The organism is Sphingobium ummariense RL-3 (assembly GCF_000447205.1).
Taxonomy (GTDB): Bacteria; Pseudomonadota; Alphaproteobacteria; order Sphingomonadales; family Sphingomonadaceae; genus Sphingobium; species Sphingobium ummariense.
On record NZ_AUWY01000074.1, the window covers coordinates 140310 to 155380 of the forward strand.

Below are 15071 nucleotides of genomic sequence, written 5' to 3' on the forward strand. Positions count from 1 at the left end.
CGAACAGGAGCAGGCCCTTGTCCGATATTGTCATCACCGCCGCCAAGCGCACCCCCGTAGGCAGCTTTATGGGTGCCCTGGGCACGACCCCGGCGCATGTGCTGGGCCAGACCGCCATCATCGCCGCGCTGGAGCAGGCCGGAGTCGGCGCGGACGAAGTGGACGAGGTGATCCTGGGCCATGTCCTGACCGCCGGCCTCGGTCAGAACCCCGCCCGCCAAGCAGCGGTCGGCGCCGGTATTCCGGTGGAACGTACCGCCTTCGCCATCAACCAAGTCTGCGGCTCCGGCCTGCGCGCCGTGGCGCTGGCAGCGCAGGCGATCGCAACGGGCGATGCCAGGATCATGGTCGCGGGCGGGCAGGAGAGCATGTCGCTCGCCCCGCATGCGCAAAAGCTGCGTGCCGGGGCCAAGATGGGCGACGTTACGCTGGTCGACACCATGATCGTCGATGGCCTGACCGACGCGTTCAACGCCTATCACATGGGCATCACCGCGGAAAACCTGGCCGAGAAATACCAGATCACCCGCGAGGAGCAGGATCTGTTCGCGGTCGGCAGCCAGAACAAGGCGTCCGCCGCCCGCGCGTCGGGCCGCTTCAAGGACGAGATCGTGCCGGTGACCGTCAAGGGCCGCAAGGGCGACACCATCGTCGATACCGACGAGTATATCCGGGACGGCGCCACGCTGGAGGGGATGCAGGGCCTGAGGCCGGCATTCAAGAAGGACGGCACGGTGACCGCCGCCAATGCCAGCGGCCTCAACGACGGCGCGGCGGCGCTGGTGCTGATGACGGCGGCCGAGGCGGAGAAGCGCGGCGCGTCGGTGCTCGGCCGGATCGCCAGCTTCGCGACCTGCGGCGTCGATCCATCCATCATGGGCATCGGCCCCGCGCCCTCCAGCACCAAGGCGCTCGCGAAGGCGGGCTGGTCGCTGGCCGACCTCGACCTGATCGAGGCGAACGAGGCCTTCGCCGCGCAGGCGCTCGCCGTCGGCAAGGAGCTGGGCTGGGATCCTGAAAAGGTGAACGTCAATGGCGGTGCGATCGCCATCGGCCATCCGATCGGCGCGTCAGGCGCTCGCGTTCTCACCACCCTGCTCTACGAGATGGGGAAGCGCGACGCCAAGAAGGGCCTCGCGACCCTGTGCATCGGCGGCGGCATGGGCGTCGCCATGTGTATCGAGCGGTGAGTTTTCCCGCCCCTCTCCCTTGGAGAGGGGCGAACTCCGTCAGGCCCAGACCCGGTCGAACCGCCGCCCGAGCCCTGTCAGCAGCTCATATTGCGACAGCCCCGAAGCCGCCGCCGCGTCCGGAAGGCGATAGTCAATGTCGAGCCAGTCGCCCTCCGCGATGTCGGGCAGCGCCGACACGTCCACCGCCAGCAGGTCCATCGAGACCCGGCCGAGCACGGGCAGCTTCTGCCCCTCCGTCACCGCCGCGCCGCGTCCCGAAAAGCCGCGCAGATAACCGTCGGCATAACCGAGGTTCAGCACCGCGATCTCCACATCCGCCGGCGCGGTGAAGGTCGCATTGTAGCCGATCGTGTCGCCCGCGATTACCCGTCGGCGCTGCAGCACCTGCGCCTGCGGCTTCACCACCTGCCGGATGTGCTCCGCCGCATCGGTCCGTGGCACGCCGCCGTAAAGCGCCAGGCCCGGCCGGGTCAGATCGAAGGCATAGTCGGCGCCCAGACAGATGCCCGCGCTGTTCGCCAGGCTGGCGCGCCGCGCCGTGACCTTGTCCTTCACCGCCACGAAGCGCTCGCGCTGGAGCGCGCTCAGCGGCGTGTCCTCGTCTGCCGAGGCCAGATGGCTCGCCAGCGTCTCGATCCGCAGTCCCTGCGTCCACCCAGCCACGTCCCCGCGCCAGTCGAGCCCAAGGCGGTTCATGCCCGTGTCGATCATCACGTCGCAGGCCCCGCCTCCGGCCTCCCGCCAGCGCGTGACCTGTTCCGCCGTGGACAGCACCGGGCGCGCCCGCGACGCCAGAGCATAGGCCATGTCCTCTTTCCGCGCACCGTGCAGCACGGACAAGCCGATCCCCTCGTCGAGCAGGGGTTCCAGCGCCGCTGCCTCGATCCAGTTGGAGACGAAGAAATCACGACATCCCGCCGCCGTCAGCCGGCGCATGACCTCTGCCGCGCCCAGACCATAGCTGTCCGCCTTGATCGCCGCGCCGCAGGCTGCGCCGCCCCCCTGTTTGGCCAGCCAGCGCCAGTTGGACAGGAGCGCCGCGCCATCAAGGCGCAGGCGGAGCGGAGCGAAAAGCGAGATCATTACCCTGCCGATAGCGCCCGCGGCCTCAAGCGTCGAGGGGGCGGTCCCTGGTTTCCGGCAATCCGACGAGGCAGGTGACCAGCGCCAGCGCCACGACCACCAGCGTGTACCATAGCCCCGCATAGGGATCGCCGGTCCGCGCCACGATGTACTGGCTCACCAGCGGCAGGAAACCTCCGAAATAGCCGGTGCCGACATGATAGGGGATGGACAGCGAACTGTAGCGGATGCGTGCCGGGAAATATTCGGACAGCAGCGCCGCGACCGGGCCGTAGGTCGCGCCCGACAGCGTCCAGAGCAGCAGCAGTGCCGCGAACAGCGCCAGCGCGCGGGGCCAGTCCGGCGTCACCAGATCGAAGGGATAGCCCTGCACCCGCAGCGCGCCATCCAGCCCTGCCGGGCTCAGATCTGCCACCGGGGTGCCGCCGATCGACACCGCCGGCATCTCTCCTGCCCGCTTCTCATAGGGAATGCCGCGCTTGGAGAAATGGTCGAGCAGCTTGCCGCAGGCGGTCGGCTGCACCTTGGCGAAAGGATCGAAGCGACAATCGGGGCCGCTCACCACCACGGGCGCGCTCTTGGCGGCGGCGGTCAGCTCCGGGTTGGCGGTAGTGCCCATGAACTGATAGAGCGGCAGAGTCAGCAGGAGCACGAGCGCATAGCCGATGACGATCGGCTTCTTGCGCCCGATCCGGTCGGAGAGCCAGCCGAAGAAGATGAAGGTCGCCATGCCCCCCATGGCGCTTCCCCCAACCAGCAGTTGTGCCATGCCGGGTGCCACATGAAGCCCGTTCTGCAGGAAATAAAGTGCCTGAAACATCACGGTATAGGCGATGGTGGTGAAGCCCGCGGCGATGCCGATCATCGCCACCAGCATCCGCCGCTTGTTGCCGGGCCAGGTGAAGGCTTCCCTCAGCGGGTTACGCGACTGCTCGCCCGCAGCCTTCATCGCGGTGAAGATGGGGCTCTCCCGTAGCTTCAGCCGCATCCACAGCGAAATCGCCAGCAGGCCCAGCGAGAACAGGAAAGGCAACCGCCACCCCCAGTCGTCCCACACTGCCTTGCCTATCACCCATTGCGTGCCGACGACGACAATCAGCGACAGGATGAATCCGCCGATCACTCCGGCCTGGATGAAGCTGGTGTAAAAGCCGCGCCGCCCGGGCGGGGCATGTTCCGCGACATAGATCGCGGCGCCGCCATATTCGCCGCCCAGCGCAAGCCCCTGCGCCACGCGCAGCAGGATGAGGATGACCGGCGCGGCAACGCCGATGCTCGCGGCCGACGGCGTCAGACCGACGCCGGCCGTCGCTCCGCCCATCAGCACGATGGTCGCGAGGAAGGTATATTTGCGTCCCAGCCGGTCGCCGAGATAACCGAACAGCGCGGCCCCCAGCGGCCGGAAGGCGAAGCCGATGGCGAAGCCGGCAAGCGTATAGAGCAGCTCAACGGTCGGGTTGTCGGTCGGAAAGAAGGTACGTCCGATGATCGGCGCGAGGACGCCATAGATGTAGAAATCATACCATTCGAACACCGTGCCGAGCGCGGAGGCGGTGATGACCAGCCGGTCCCGCTTCGCGTCCATCACATAATCGCCCTTGGCCGCCTCGCCCATCCCGTCCCCTTTTCTCCTGCCATCCGAGGACGGCATCGAGGCCTTTCTCTAGCAAGACGGGAACGGCAGGCAAGCGCTGGGATGGGTGGCTTGAGAAGAACAAGTCACCTGCTGCTTCTCCGCATCAGGGGAGAAGGTTGGAAAAAGGGGAGCGAGCACAACATCGGCGGCCCGCTCCGTGCCGGAATGGACGTCAGTCGCCGGAAACGTCGACCGGCGCAGGATCGTTCGGGCTCAGCCAGCGATAGACGAAGCCGCCCAGCGCCCCGCCCAGGATCGGCGCGACCCAGAACAGCCAGAGCTGCTGAAGCGCCCATCCGCCGACGAACAGCGCCGGCCCGGTGCTGCGCGCCGGATTGACCGAGGTGTTGGTGACCGGGATGCTGATCAGGTGGATCAGCGTCAGCGCCAGGCCGATGGCCAGCGGCGCGAAGCCGCGCGGCGCCGCGCCGTGGGTCGCGCCCATGATCACGAACAGGAAGGCGAAGGTCAGCACCACCTCGCAAACGAAGGCCGCCGCCAGCGCATAGCCGCCCGGCGAATGATCGCCGAAACCGTTGCTGGCGAAACCGCCCGCCAGGCTGAAATCCGCCTTGCCGCTGGCGATCAGGTACAACATCCCGGCGCCCGCAACAGCGCCCAGTACCTGCGCCACGATATAGGCCGGCAAGTCGCGCGCCGCGAATCGCCCACCGGCCCACAGGCCCACGGATACGGCTGGATTGAGGTGGCAGCCGGACACATGGCCGACGGCATAAGCCATCGTCACCACCGTCAGGCCGAACGCCAGAGAAACGCCGACGAAGCCTATTCCAAGATCGGGAAATGCCGCCGCCAGTACCGCTGATCCACATCCGCCCAGGACCAGCCACGCCGTACCGATGAATTCCGCCACAAGCTTCTTGAGCACCGCACGTCTCCTTCGCACCATGACGCGCGGAGACTATACCTGCCCGGAAGGATCGCCAAATGCTTTCGGCCGCGTAACACTTTGCCGCTCAGAACAGGCGCGATCCGTTGGGAACCGGCTTGTCCGGCGCGAAGAGCACCACCGCGCCTGTTTCATCCGCGAAGCCGAGCGTCAGCACTTCGGACAGGAACTTGCCGATCTGGCGCGGCGGGAAGTTGACCACGGCGGCGACCTGGCGGCCGGGCAATGTCTCCGCCGCATAATGTTCGGTGATCTGCGCGCTGGACTTCTTCACGCCGATGCTGGGACCAAAGTCGATGGCGAGCTTAATCGCCGGCTTGCGCGCCTCCGGAAAGGGCTCCGCCGACAGGATGGTGCCGATGCGGATGTCGACCTTCAGGAAATCGTCGAAGCCGATGGTTTCGGCGGCGGGCGAAGCGGGATCGTGGGAGAGGTGCATGAGCGGGCTCCATTCACCCCGAGCTTGCCTCGGGAAGTGGTGTGCGAAGCGTGATGCGGGGCTGTCTTTCGAGAGGACGCTCCCCCTCCACCATGCTTCGCATGGTCCCCCTCCCCGAGACAAGCTCGGGGAGGAACGACGTCACTCCAGTTCCAGGATCACCGCGTCGACGGGCAGGCTTTCGCCCTGCGCGGCGGAGAGGCTCTTGACCCTGCCGGCTTTCTGCGCGCGCAGGATGTTCTCCATCTTCATCGCCTCGATCACGGCGAGCGGCTGGCCGGCCTCGACCTTGTCGCCTTCCTTGACGTTGAGCGCCACCAGCAGGCCCGGCATGGGGCAGATGAGGAAGCGCGAAAGGTCCGGCGGCACCTTCTCGACCATATGCACGGCATAGGGCGCGGCATGGGCGGGCAGGATGCGCAGGCGATGGCTCGCGCCGCGGGTCGTCAGCGCGAAGCCCCCGCGCGCTGGCGCGATCTTCACCGCCAGCTCGCCATCGCCGAACTCCGCTTCGATCAGGCGATCGCCGGGCGTGTATTCCAGGCTCATCTCCAACATCGCGCCGTCGACCGTCACCTCATCACCGCTGATCACGACATCGTGCACCGCGTCGCCGATCTTCACCTGCCAGCCGGTGGGCGGCGGCAACCGCTTGCCGAGCTGGCCGTCGATCCGGCGGGCGCGGTCGGCCTGCGCCATGGCGGCGAAGGCACCGATGGCGGAGAGGCGACGGAGCAGTTCCGGCGACGCGGGCGCGCCCTGGAAGCCTTCGGGATATTCTTCGGCGATGAAGCCGGTGGTGATGTTGCCCGAACGAAACCGCTCATGCTGCATCAGCGCGGACACGAAGTCGATATTGTGGCCCGGCCCTTCGATCTCGAAGCGATCGAGCGCCTCGATCTGCTTGTCGATGGCTTCGAGGCGGGTGGGCGCCCAGGTGACGAGCTTGGCGATCATCGGGTCGTAGAACATGGAGACCTCACCGCCTTCGGTAACGCCGTCGTCCACGCGCACCTTCGCGCCGGTTGCGTCGGTACCTTCCTCCGGCGGGTTATAGCGGATCAGGCGGCCGGTCGACGGCAGGAAGCCGCGATAGGGGTCTTCGGCATAGACGCGGTTTTCGATCGCCCAGCCGTTGATCTTGACGTCATCCTGGCCGAACGACAGCTTCTCGCCATTGGCGACGCGGATCATCTGTTCGACGAGGTCGACGCCGGTGATCTCCTCGGTGACCGGATGCTCAACCTGAAGCCGGGTGTTCATTTCGAGGAAGTAGAAGCCGTCGCCGGTCTTGTCCTCGCCGCTGACGATCAGTTCGACCGTACCCGCGCTGAAATAGCCGACCGCTCGGGCGAGCGCGACGCACTGCTCGCCCATCTTGCGCCGCATTTCCGGCGACACGAAGGGCGACGGCGCTTCCTCGACCACCTTCTGGTGCCGGCGCTGGATCGAGCATTCGCGTTCGTTGAGGTACACGATATTGCCGTGCTGGTCGCCCAGGATCTGGATTTCGATGTGGCGCGGGCTTTCGATGAACTTCTCGATGAACACGCGGTCGTCACCGAAGCTGGCGAGACCTTCGCGCTTGGTCGCCTCGAACCCTTCGCGGACATCCTGTTCGGAGTAAGCGAGGCGCATCCCCTTGCCGCCGCCGCCGGCCGAGGCCTTCATCATCACCGGATAGCCGATCTCGTTAGAGATTTTGACAGCATGTTCGGTGTCGTCGATCACGCCGACATAGCCGGGCACGACATTGACCCCTGCTTCCTTGGCGAGCTTCTTGGACTCGATCTTGTCGCCCATCGCCGCGATCGCGTTGGCGGGGGGGCCGATGAAGATGATGCCCTCGGCGTCGAGCGCCTTGCGGAAGGATTCGCGCTCGGAGAGGAAGCCATAGCCGGGGTGGACGGCGTCGGCGCCAGTCTGCTTGCAGGCTTCGATGATCTTGTCCGCGAGCAGATAGGACTGGGCTGCGGGCGGCGGGCCGATATGCACGGCCTCGTCCGCCATCAGCACATGCGGCGCGCGCGCATCGGCATCGGAATAAACCGCGACGGTCTTGATGCCCATCTTCTTGGCCGTGCGCATGACGCGGCAGGCGATTTCGCCTCGGTTCGCGATCAGGATTTTGGTGATTGGCATTTCAGTCTCGTTTCCCCGATTTGCGGATGGCCCAAAGCGCGATCAAAACTCCGGCCGAAGCCAAGCCGCAGAGCACCCAATAAAATTGCCCGTAGTCCGAACAAAAATCATCCAGTCCCCATTTGCCGCAAGGCTTGGCCGATGACGCGGCGAGTCCCGACACAACAGCGATCAAGACGCAAATCAGCGCGATCAGACTCAACGCTGCTACCTTCGCCCACCTCACTCAACCGTCACCCTGAACTTGCTTCAGGGTCCATTCCTCCCAGCAACCCGCCGCTCTCGAAGGCGGGATGAATGCTGAAACAAGTTCAGCTTGACGAGGGGAGACATTAAGCATCACGCGGCCTCACCCCTCATCCATTCTGCCGCACTTGATCCGGCATCCCGCTTTCTTCCCCCGCTACCGCAGAGAAGAAGCGAGATCCCGGATTGAATCCGGGGTGACGGAGGTGGGGCAACCTTGGCTCCCCTCCCCTGAAGGGGAGGGGCTTAGGAAGAAGGGCCGCGCCGTAGTTCACTCCGCCGCCTCCAGATGCCCATGCGGCTGCGCGGCCATCGCCGTCAGCCCCAGCTTCCCCAGCAGCGCCGCATCCTTGTCGTCGCCCGCATTCGCCGCCGTCAGCAGCTTGTCGCCGGTGAAGATGCTGTTCGCGCCGGCCATGAAGCAAAGCGCCTGGCAGGCCTCGCTCATGCTCTCCCGGCCCGCGCTCAGCCGCACCATCGATTGCGGCATCACGATCCGCGCCACCGCGACCGTGCGGACGAACTCCACCTCGTCGATCTTCGCGAGCGGCGTGTCCTTGAGCATGTCACCCAGCACCGTGCCCTCGACCGGCACCAGCGCATTGATCGGCACGCTTTCCGGGTGCGGCATGGTGGCGAGCGCGTGAAGGAAGCCGATGCGATCCGAGCGCGTCTCGCCCATGCCGACGATGCCGCCGCAGCACACGTTGATGCCGGCGTTCCGCACATTCTCCAGCGTCTCGATCCGGTCTTCGAAGGTGCGCGTCGTGATGACGTTAGCGTAATTTTCCGGCGAGGTGTCGATATTGTGATTGTAATAATCGAGCCCCGCATCCGCGAGCTGCTTGGCCTGCTTCTCGTCCAGCATCCCCAGCGTCATGCAGGTCTCCATGCCCATCGCGCGCACGCCCTGCACCATGGCGACAAGCTTGGGCATGTCGCGCTCCTTGGGATTGCGCCAGGCGGCGCCCATGCAGAAGCGCCCGGAGCCATGATCCTTGGCCTGCGCAGCGGCCTGCAACACCGCCTGCACGTCCATCAGCTTGGTGGCCTTGAGCCCGCTCTCCGCCTCGGTCGATTGCGAGCAATAGCCGCAATCCTCCGGGCAACCGCCGGTCTTGATCGACAGCAGGGTGGACAGCTGCACTTCATTACGCGGGAAATTGGCGCGATGGATCGACTGCGCTTCGAACATCAGGTCGTTGAAGGGCAGGTCGAACAGCGCGGCGATTTCCGCGCGCGTCCAGTCGGTGCGGGGGGTATTCGGGGTCAAGCGGCTTCCTCCAGCCCGGCGGGGGGCATGTTGTGGCCGAGGAGGCGCAGCACGTCGGCGGCGCATTCCACGACATTGGAACCCGGTCCATAAATGCCCTGGACGCCGGCGTCACGGAGGAAGTCGTAGTCCTGCGGCGGGATGACCCCGCCCGCGATCACTTTGATGTCGCTGCGACCCTGTTCGCGCAGGCGGTTGATGAGTTCGGGGATCAGCGTCTTGTGGCCCGCCGCGAGGCTCGACGCGCCGACGACGTCGACGCCGCTCTCCAGCGCCAGCATCGCCGTTTCCTCCGGCGTCTGGAACAGCGGGCCCGACACGATATCGAAGCCCATGTCGCCGAACGCCGAGGCGATGATGTTGGCGCCCCGGTCGTGCCCGTCCTGCCCCATCTTGGCGATGAGGAGCTTGGGCTTGCGACCGAGGCGCCGCTCGACGGCCTGCACTCCGTCAAGAACCTGCTGCCATCGGCTGTCATCCTTGTAGGGCGCGGCATAAACGCCCTTCACCGGCGTCGGCTGCGTGCCGTAGCGCTGGAAGCTGTCTTCCATCGCGGCGGAGATTTCACCGAGCGTGGCGCGGGCGCGGGCGGCTTCGACCGCATGGGCGAGAAGGTTGTTCTCAATGCTTTGCGGCCCGGCGGCTGCCTGCCGCAGCGCTTCAAGCGCCGCCTGGCAGGCCGCTTCGTCGCGCTCCGCCTTCACGCGGTTGATGCGGGCGATCTGCGCCTCGCGCACCTTGCTATTGTCGACCTCCAGCGTTTCGAGCAAGTCTTCGTTGGCGAGGCGGTATTTGTTGACGCCGACGATCACGTCCTCGCCCCGGTCGACGCGCGCCTGCCTCGCGGCGGCAGCGGTTTCGATCATCGCCTTGGGCCAGCCGGCGGCGACCGCCTTCGCCATGCCGCCCTCAGCCTCGACCCGATCGATGATCGCCTGCGCGGCGTCGACCAACTGCTGGGTCAGCGCCTCGACATAATAGCTGCCGCCCAGCGGATCGACGACATTGCACATGCCCGTCTCTTCCTGGATCACGATCTGCGTGTTGCGCGCGATCCGGGCCGAAAAGTCGGTCGGCAGCGCGATCGCCTCGTCCAGGGCGTTGGTGTGGAGCGATTGGGTGCCACCCAGCATCGCCGCCATCGCCTCGATCGTGGTTCGCATAACGTTGTTGTACGGGTCTTGCTCGGTCAGCGACACGCCGCTGGTCTGGCAATGCGTCCGCAGCATCTTGGACCGCTCATCCTTCGCGCCGAGCTTCGTCATGACGCGGTGCCATAGCACCCGTGCGGCGCGCAGCTTGGCGATCTCCATAAAGAAGTTCATGCCGATGGCGAAGAAGAAGCTCAAACGCCCGGCGAACCTGTCGATGTCGAGGCCGGAGGCGACGCCGTAGCGCACATATTCCGCGCCGTCGGCGATGGTGAAGGCCAGTTCCTGCACCTGCGTCGCGCCGGCCTCCTGCATATGATAGCCGGAGATCGAGATGCTGTTGAACTTGGGCATCTCGCGCGATGTGTAGCCGAAAATGTCGCTGATGATCCGCATCGAGGGTTCGGGCGGGTAGATATAGGTGTTGCGGACCATGAACTCCTTGAGGATGTCGTTCTGGATGGTCCCGTCGAGCAGCTTGCGATCGACCCCCTGCTCCTCGCCCGCGACGATGAAGAAGGCGAGGATCGGGATCACCGCGCCGTTCATCGTCATGGAAACCGACATCTGGTCGAGCGGGATGCCGTCGAACAGGATCTTCATATCCTCGATCGTGTCGATCGCGACGCCCGCCTTGCCGACGTCACCCACCACACGCGGATGGTCGCTGTCATAGCCACGATGCGTCGCCAGATCGAACGCGACCGACAGCCCCTTCTGCCCGGCGGCGAGGTTGCGGCGGTAGAAGGCGTTGGATTCCTCGGCGGTGGAAAAGCCCGCATATTGGCGGATGGTCCACGGACGGCCCGCATACATGGACGCACGCACGCCGCGGGTGAAGGGCGCGAAGCCGGGCAGGCCTGGGTCGACCGTCAAGTCCTCGGCCGTATAGAGCGGCTTCACCGTGATCCCTTCCGGCGTTTCCCAGTTCAGGTCCTTGCCCTTCACCTCCTTCGCGGCGGCGGCAGCCCATTGTTCCAGCGTCGGCTTCTCGGTCATCAAAGTCCCTTACCCACTTCCCCTCTCCCGCAAGCGGGAGAAGCAACGTGACTTAGATCCGCGAAGCGGGCCTGAGTCGCAGTGGTGAGGGTCTTTGCCACCCCTGCCCTCACCAACTTCGGCCAGGCAGCAAGCTGCCAAGCCTCCATATCCTCTCCCGCTTGCGGGAGAGGAGTTAGGTTCAATGCGCCCCCTTGGGCGTCTCCATGATCTCGGTCAGCACCCCGTTCATGTCCTTGGGATGCACGAAGAAGATCGGCGTCCCGTGCGCCCCGATGCGCGGCTCGCCCAGAACCTTCTTCCCCAGCCCCTCGAACCAGGCTTTCGCCTCCATGATGTCGGGCACTTCATAGCACATATGATGCTGCCCCCCGGCCGGGTTCTTGGCGAGGAAGCCGTGGATCGGCGAACTCTCCCCCAGCGGCTCGATCAGTTCGATCTGCGTGCCGGCCGTGCCATTCCCTCCCGGCGTGTCGACGAAACACACCTTCACCCCCTGCGCTGGCAGGTCGAACGGCTCGTGTTCCAGCGTTGCACCCATCACGTCGCGATAATAAGCGAGGCTCGCCTCCAAAGAAGGCGTCGCCACCCCGATATGGTTCAGCCGTCCCAGCTTCATGCCGCCGCCTCGATCACCATGGCGATACCCTGCCCGCCGCCGATGCACATCGTAATCAGCGCATATTTGCCGCTGGTCCGCTTCAGCTCATAGGCCGCCTTGATGGTCAGGATCGCCCCGGTCGCGCCGATCGGATGGCCGAGCGAAATGCCTGACCCATTGGGATTGGTCTTGGCCGGATCGAAACCCAGTTCCTTCGCCACCCCGCACGCCTGCGCGGCGAACGCCTCGTTGCTCTCGATCACGTCCATCTGATCGAGGCTTAAGCCTGCGCGTGCCAGAGCGACCGGCACCGCCTTCACCGGCCCCAGCCCCATGACCGAAGGCTCGACCCCGGCATGGCCCCAGCCGATGATCTTCGCCAGCGGCTTCAGCCCCTTCTCCGCCACCGCTTGGCCGCTCGCCAGCACGACCGCGCCCGCGCCGTCATTGATGCCCGACGCATTGCCCGCTGTGACCGTGCCGTCCTTCTTGAACACGGGCTTGAGGCTAGCCATTCCCTCGGCCGACGCGTCAGCGCGGACATGCTCGTCAATGTCGAAGACGGTTACGCCCTTGCGCGTCTTGATCTCGACCGGGACGATCTGCTCCTTGAAATGGCCCGCCGCGATCGCCGCCGCCGCGCGCCTGTGGCTCTCCACCGCCGCCGCGTCCTGCTCTTCCCGGCTGATACCGCAGCGCTCGGCGACATTCTCCGCCGTCACGCCCATATGGATATTCTCGAACGGGTCGTGCAGCGCGCCGAGCATCGCGTCGACCATCTCGATATTGCCCATCTTCTGCCCATTGCGCGCGGCAAGCACCATGTGCGGCGCGTTGGACATGGATTCCGCCCCGCCCGCGACGGCGATCTCATGTTCGCCCAGCGCAATCGCCTGCGCCGCCGACACGATCGCCTGGAGCCCCGATCCGCACAGCCGATTGACGTTCATCGCCGGCGCATCGATGGGAATGCCCGCATTCACCGCCGCGACGCGGCTGACATAGGCGTCCTTGGGCTGGGTCGGCACCACCGTCCCAATGACGACATTCTGCACGTCCTCAGGCGCGATTCCGGCGCGCGCGATCGCCTCCTTGATGACGATCGTGCCCAGCTCCGCCGGCCGTAGCGACGCCAGCGATCCGCCAAACGTCCCGATCGCGGTCCGCGCCCCGCCGACGATGTAGATATCATTGCTCATGATGCTTATCCCGCTCCGCTCATGTCCGCTCACAGCGGAATATTGTCATGCTTCTTCCAGGGGTTATCGAGGCTCTTGTTCCTGAGCTTCCGCAGACCCAGCGCGATCCGCTTGCGGGTCGAATGGGGCTGGATCACTTCGTCGATGAAGCCCATGCTCGCCGCGACGAAGGGGTTCGCGAAGCGGTCCTCATATTCCTTGGTCCGCGCCGCAATCTCATCGGCCGTCTTGCCGCGAAAGATGATCTCGACCGCGCCCTTCGCCCCCATCACAGCGATCTCGGCCGTTGGCCAGGCATAGTTCAGGTCGCCGCGCAAATGCTTGGAGGACATGACGTCATAGGCGCCGCCATAGGCTTTGCGCGTGATGACGGTGATCTTGGGCACGGTCGCCTCTGCATAGGCGAAGAGCAGCTTGGCGCCATGCTTGATGATGCCATTATGTTCCTGCGCGGTGCCCGGCAGGAAGCCCGGCACGTCGACGAAGGTGACGATCGGGATCTCGAAGGCGTCGCAGAAGCGCACGAAGCGTCCGGCCTTCTTCGACGAGTTGACCTCTCTTATTCACGACGCTCGGTTTCGGGCCCGCTCTGGGCATTTGCTGCGGCTGGCTGTATTGCGCGGACGACCGGCATCGCTGGCGTTTGTTTCACCGCATTCGGATTGATGGGCTTTTCGGGTTGAAGGGCTGGGCTCGGAGTTCTGCGGCGCTGCCGCATGGGCTACGTCGGCGCAGGCTTCAGCCGGAGAACGAGGGCGCGGAACAGGTCGGCATCCGGACAGGCGGAAGCGAAGGCAATGCGGATGCGGCTAGCACTTTCTACGACGCGCGCAGCGACCTTGAGCAGCCGCAGGCGCAAGGTGGTAAACTCCGCGCTTGCCAGAGCAGCGGTCCTGGGCATCGCCTGCTGGATGCGCCATAGCAGCCAGTATGCGGCAGTGTGCAGTATCAGGCGCATCTGATTGGCATTGGCCGAGCGGCACGAGGTTCGGTCGCTGGCGAGCTGGGACTTGTGGCGCTTGATCAGGTTCTCGGCCTGACCACGCGCGCAGTAGAGCGTGTCGTAGATGTGCTCGGCCGATCCTGTTGCCAACGAGGTGACGACATAGCGGATGTCCATGCCCAGCGTGCTGGCCTCGATCCGTGCAACGACGCGACGCTGGCACTTCCAGGTCTTTGCCCCATAGCGGGTCTCGGCATAGTTGCGCAGGACGGGACACTGACGCTGGGCGCGCTTGACCGCGCAGGCATCGGCGACCGCAACAATGGCGGGATCGGCGCGCAGCGCTGAATTGGTGGGCAGGCCGAACACGTAATCGACGCGGGCCGCATCGCAGTAGGCCATGACCTCGGGTCGACCATAGTGCCCGTCGCCGCGGATAGTGATGTGGGTATCGGGCCAATTACGGCGCAGGTGACGCACCAGGCGTCGGATGTGCCCCGCCGCCTCCTTTCCAGAAGGCGTCTTGCCTGTGCGCAGCAGCATGGCCACCGGCCTGCCGGTCGCGGTGTCGTAGATATGGATCGGTAGGAAGCAGCGCTCCCCATGATGCCCGTTCCAGAACGAGAGCTGTTGATAGCCATGCACGACGTCGCACGTGTCGTCGATATCCAGCGTGACCGCTGTCGGAGGGGCGGGATAGCTGGCGCAGTAGATGTCGATCATCGCGGCCATCATGCTGGCCAGTTCGCGCGTAGTCGGTGCATTTTCCCACCGGCTCATCGTCGGTTGGCTGGCCAGCCCCGCGCCCGATTCCGGCAGCTTGCCGAGCGCCAGGCGGAAGCCTGGATCGTCGCGCAGAGCATCGAGATCATCGGCATCCTCATAGCCGCACGCAATCGCGAACACACGGGCACGCAGAATGTCATCCAGGCGATGGATCACCCGCGCTGGATCGCGCGGATCGGCAATACAAGCCGCCAGGCGCTGGCAAATCCCCATCGCGCGCTCGGCCTGTGCAAGCAGTAGAACACCGCCATCCGAGGTAAGCCGGCCACCGTCGAACGCAGCTGTGATTTTCTTGCGGCCGACTGCTGGGAATCCAAATGAGCTTGCGATATCATCGTTCATGGCGGGTGTGGCCCGTGGCATTTTCTGCCCTGCGGCAGGTTCGGCTTAGACACCCAGTTCCTAATTCAGATCAGAGGCTTACGCCACTCCCGCCAACCCTTCAGGACACTTTTGGTGAATAAGGCGGG

Annotated in this window: 12 protein-coding genes and 1 pseudogene; 1 reads left to right on the top strand and 12 read right to left on the bottom strand. The window is 65.3% G+C overall.

Annotated elements, in window-relative coordinates:
* The first annotated feature begins 17 nt into the window (after window positions 1-17).
* A complete protein-coding gene (locus tag M529_RS35435; RefSeq protein ID WP_021317995.1) occupies window positions 18-1190 on the top strand; it encodes an acetyl-CoA C-acetyltransferase in 1173 nt (390 codons plus the stop codon).
* Window positions 1191-1229: 39 nt separating this feature from the next.
* On the opposite strand, the gene alr is transcribed toward M529_RS35435, so the two are convergent.
* The 12 genes and pseudogenes from alr to M529_RS35490 all read right to left on the bottom strand — a co-directional run bounded on the left by alr (window position 1230) and on the right by M529_RS35490 (window position 14943).
* On the bottom strand, window positions 1230-2276 hold the full coding sequence (gene alr, locus M529_RS35440; protein ID WP_021317996.1) for an alanine racemase: 1047 nt from the start codon (window positions 2274-2276) through the stop codon (window positions 1230-1232).
* Between the two features lie 25 nt (window positions 2277-2301).
* The gene (locus tag M529_RS35445) at window positions 2302-3891 is read right to left on the bottom strand and encodes an MFS transporter (protein WP_021317997.1); all 1590 of its coding nucleotides are present in this window, start codon (window positions 3889-3891) and stop codon (window positions 2302-2304) included.
* 193 nt (window positions 3892-4084) lie between these two features.
* Entirely contained in the window at window positions 4085-4822 is a 738-nt protein-coding gene (gene aqpZ / locus M529_RS35450) for an aquaporin Z (RefSeq protein WP_031294967.1), read from the bottom strand.
* A gap of 67 nt (window positions 4823-4889) precedes the next feature.
* Window positions 4890-5261 carry a tRNA-binding protein gene (locus M529_RS35455; RefSeq protein WP_021317999.1) on the bottom strand — a complete coding sequence of 124 codons (372 nt, stop codon included), beginning with the start codon at window positions 5259-5261 and terminating at the stop codon, window positions 4890-4892.
* Window positions 5262-5402: 141 nt separating this feature from the next.
* Window positions 5403-7403 (bottom strand): acetyl-CoA carboxylase biotin carboxylase subunit, encoded by a 2001-nt coding sequence (locus tag M529_RS35460; protein ID WP_021318000.1) that lies wholly within the window; start codon window positions 7401-7403, stop codon window positions 5403-5405.
* 1 nt (window position 7404) lies between these two features.
* Window positions 7405-7605: a hypothetical protein gene (locus M529_RS49245; protein WP_152522586.1), complete on the bottom strand. Its 201-nt coding sequence runs from the start codon at window positions 7603-7605 to the stop codon at window positions 7405-7407.
* A gap of 315 nt (window positions 7606-7920) precedes the next feature.
* Window positions 7921-8922: a biotin synthase BioB gene (gene bioB, locus M529_RS35465; protein ID WP_021318001.1), complete on the bottom strand. Its 1002-nt coding sequence runs from the start codon at window positions 8920-8922 to the stop codon at window positions 7921-7923.
* Entirely contained in the window at window positions 8919-11072 is a 2154-nt protein-coding gene (scpA, locus tag M529_RS35470) for a methylmalonyl-CoA mutase (protein ID WP_021318002.1), read from the bottom strand. Before scpA ends, bioB begins: the two co-directional genes overlap by 4 nt.
* Before the next feature lie 181 nt (window positions 11073-11253).
* The gene (gene mce / locus M529_RS35475) at window positions 11254-11691 is read right to left on the bottom strand and encodes a methylmalonyl-CoA epimerase (protein WP_021318003.1); all 438 of its coding nucleotides are present in this window, start codon (window positions 11689-11691) and stop codon (window positions 11254-11256) included.
* On the bottom strand, window positions 11688-12872 hold the full coding sequence (locus tag M529_RS35480; RefSeq protein ID WP_021318004.1) for an acetyl-CoA C-acyltransferase family protein: 1185 nt from the start codon (window positions 12870-12872) through the stop codon (window positions 11688-11690). The genes mce and M529_RS35480 overlap by 4 nt, the downstream gene beginning before the upstream one ends.
* A 29-nt stretch (window positions 12873-12901) precedes the next feature.
* Window positions 12902-13435 (bottom strand): annotated as a pseudogene (locus M529_RS35485) (carboxyl transferase domain-containing protein); the annotation flags it as partial.
* A gap of 158 nt (window positions 13436-13593) precedes the next feature.
* Complete coding sequence (locus tag M529_RS35490; RefSeq protein WP_013039775.1) at window positions 13594-14943, bottom strand: IS1380-like element ISSp1 family transposase; 1350 nt, start codon at window positions 14941-14943, stop codon at window positions 13594-13596.
* Between the last annotated feature and the right edge of the window lie 128 nt (window positions 14944-15071).

Coding starts and splice junctions, on each gene's coding strand:
- alr (WP_021317996.1), bottom strand. CDS start 2,276: ATGATCTCGCTTTTCGCTCCGCTCCGCCTGCGCCTTGATGGCGCGGCG.
- M529_RS35445 (WP_021317997.1), bottom strand. CDS start 3,891: ATGGGCGAGGCGGCCAAGGGCGATTATGTGATGGACGCGAAGCGGGAC.
- aqpZ (WP_031294967.1), bottom strand. CDS start 4,822: ATGGTGCGAAGGAGACGTGCGGTGCTCAAGAAGCTTGTGGCGGAATTC.
- M529_RS35455 (WP_021317999.1), bottom strand. CDS start 5,261: ATGCACCTCTCCCACGATCCCGCTTCGCCCGCCGCCGAAACCATCGGC.
- M529_RS35460 (WP_021318000.1), bottom strand. CDS start 7,403: ATGCCAATCACCAAAATCCTGATCGCGAACCGAGGCGAAATCGCCTGC.
- scpA (WP_021318002.1), bottom strand. CDS start 11,072: ATGACCGAGAAGCCGACGCTGGAACAATGGGCTGCCGCCGCCGCGAAG.
- mce (WP_021318003.1), bottom strand. CDS start 11,691: ATGAAGCTGGGACGGCTGAACCATATCGGGGTGGCGACGCCTTCTTTG.
- M529_RS35480 (WP_021318004.1), bottom strand. CDS start 12,872: ATGAGCAATGATATCTACATCGTCGGCGGGGCGCGGACCGCGATCGGG.
- M529_RS35490 (WP_013039775.1), bottom strand. CDS start 14,943: ATGAACGATGATATCGCAAGCTCATTTGGATTCCCAGCAGTCGGCCGC.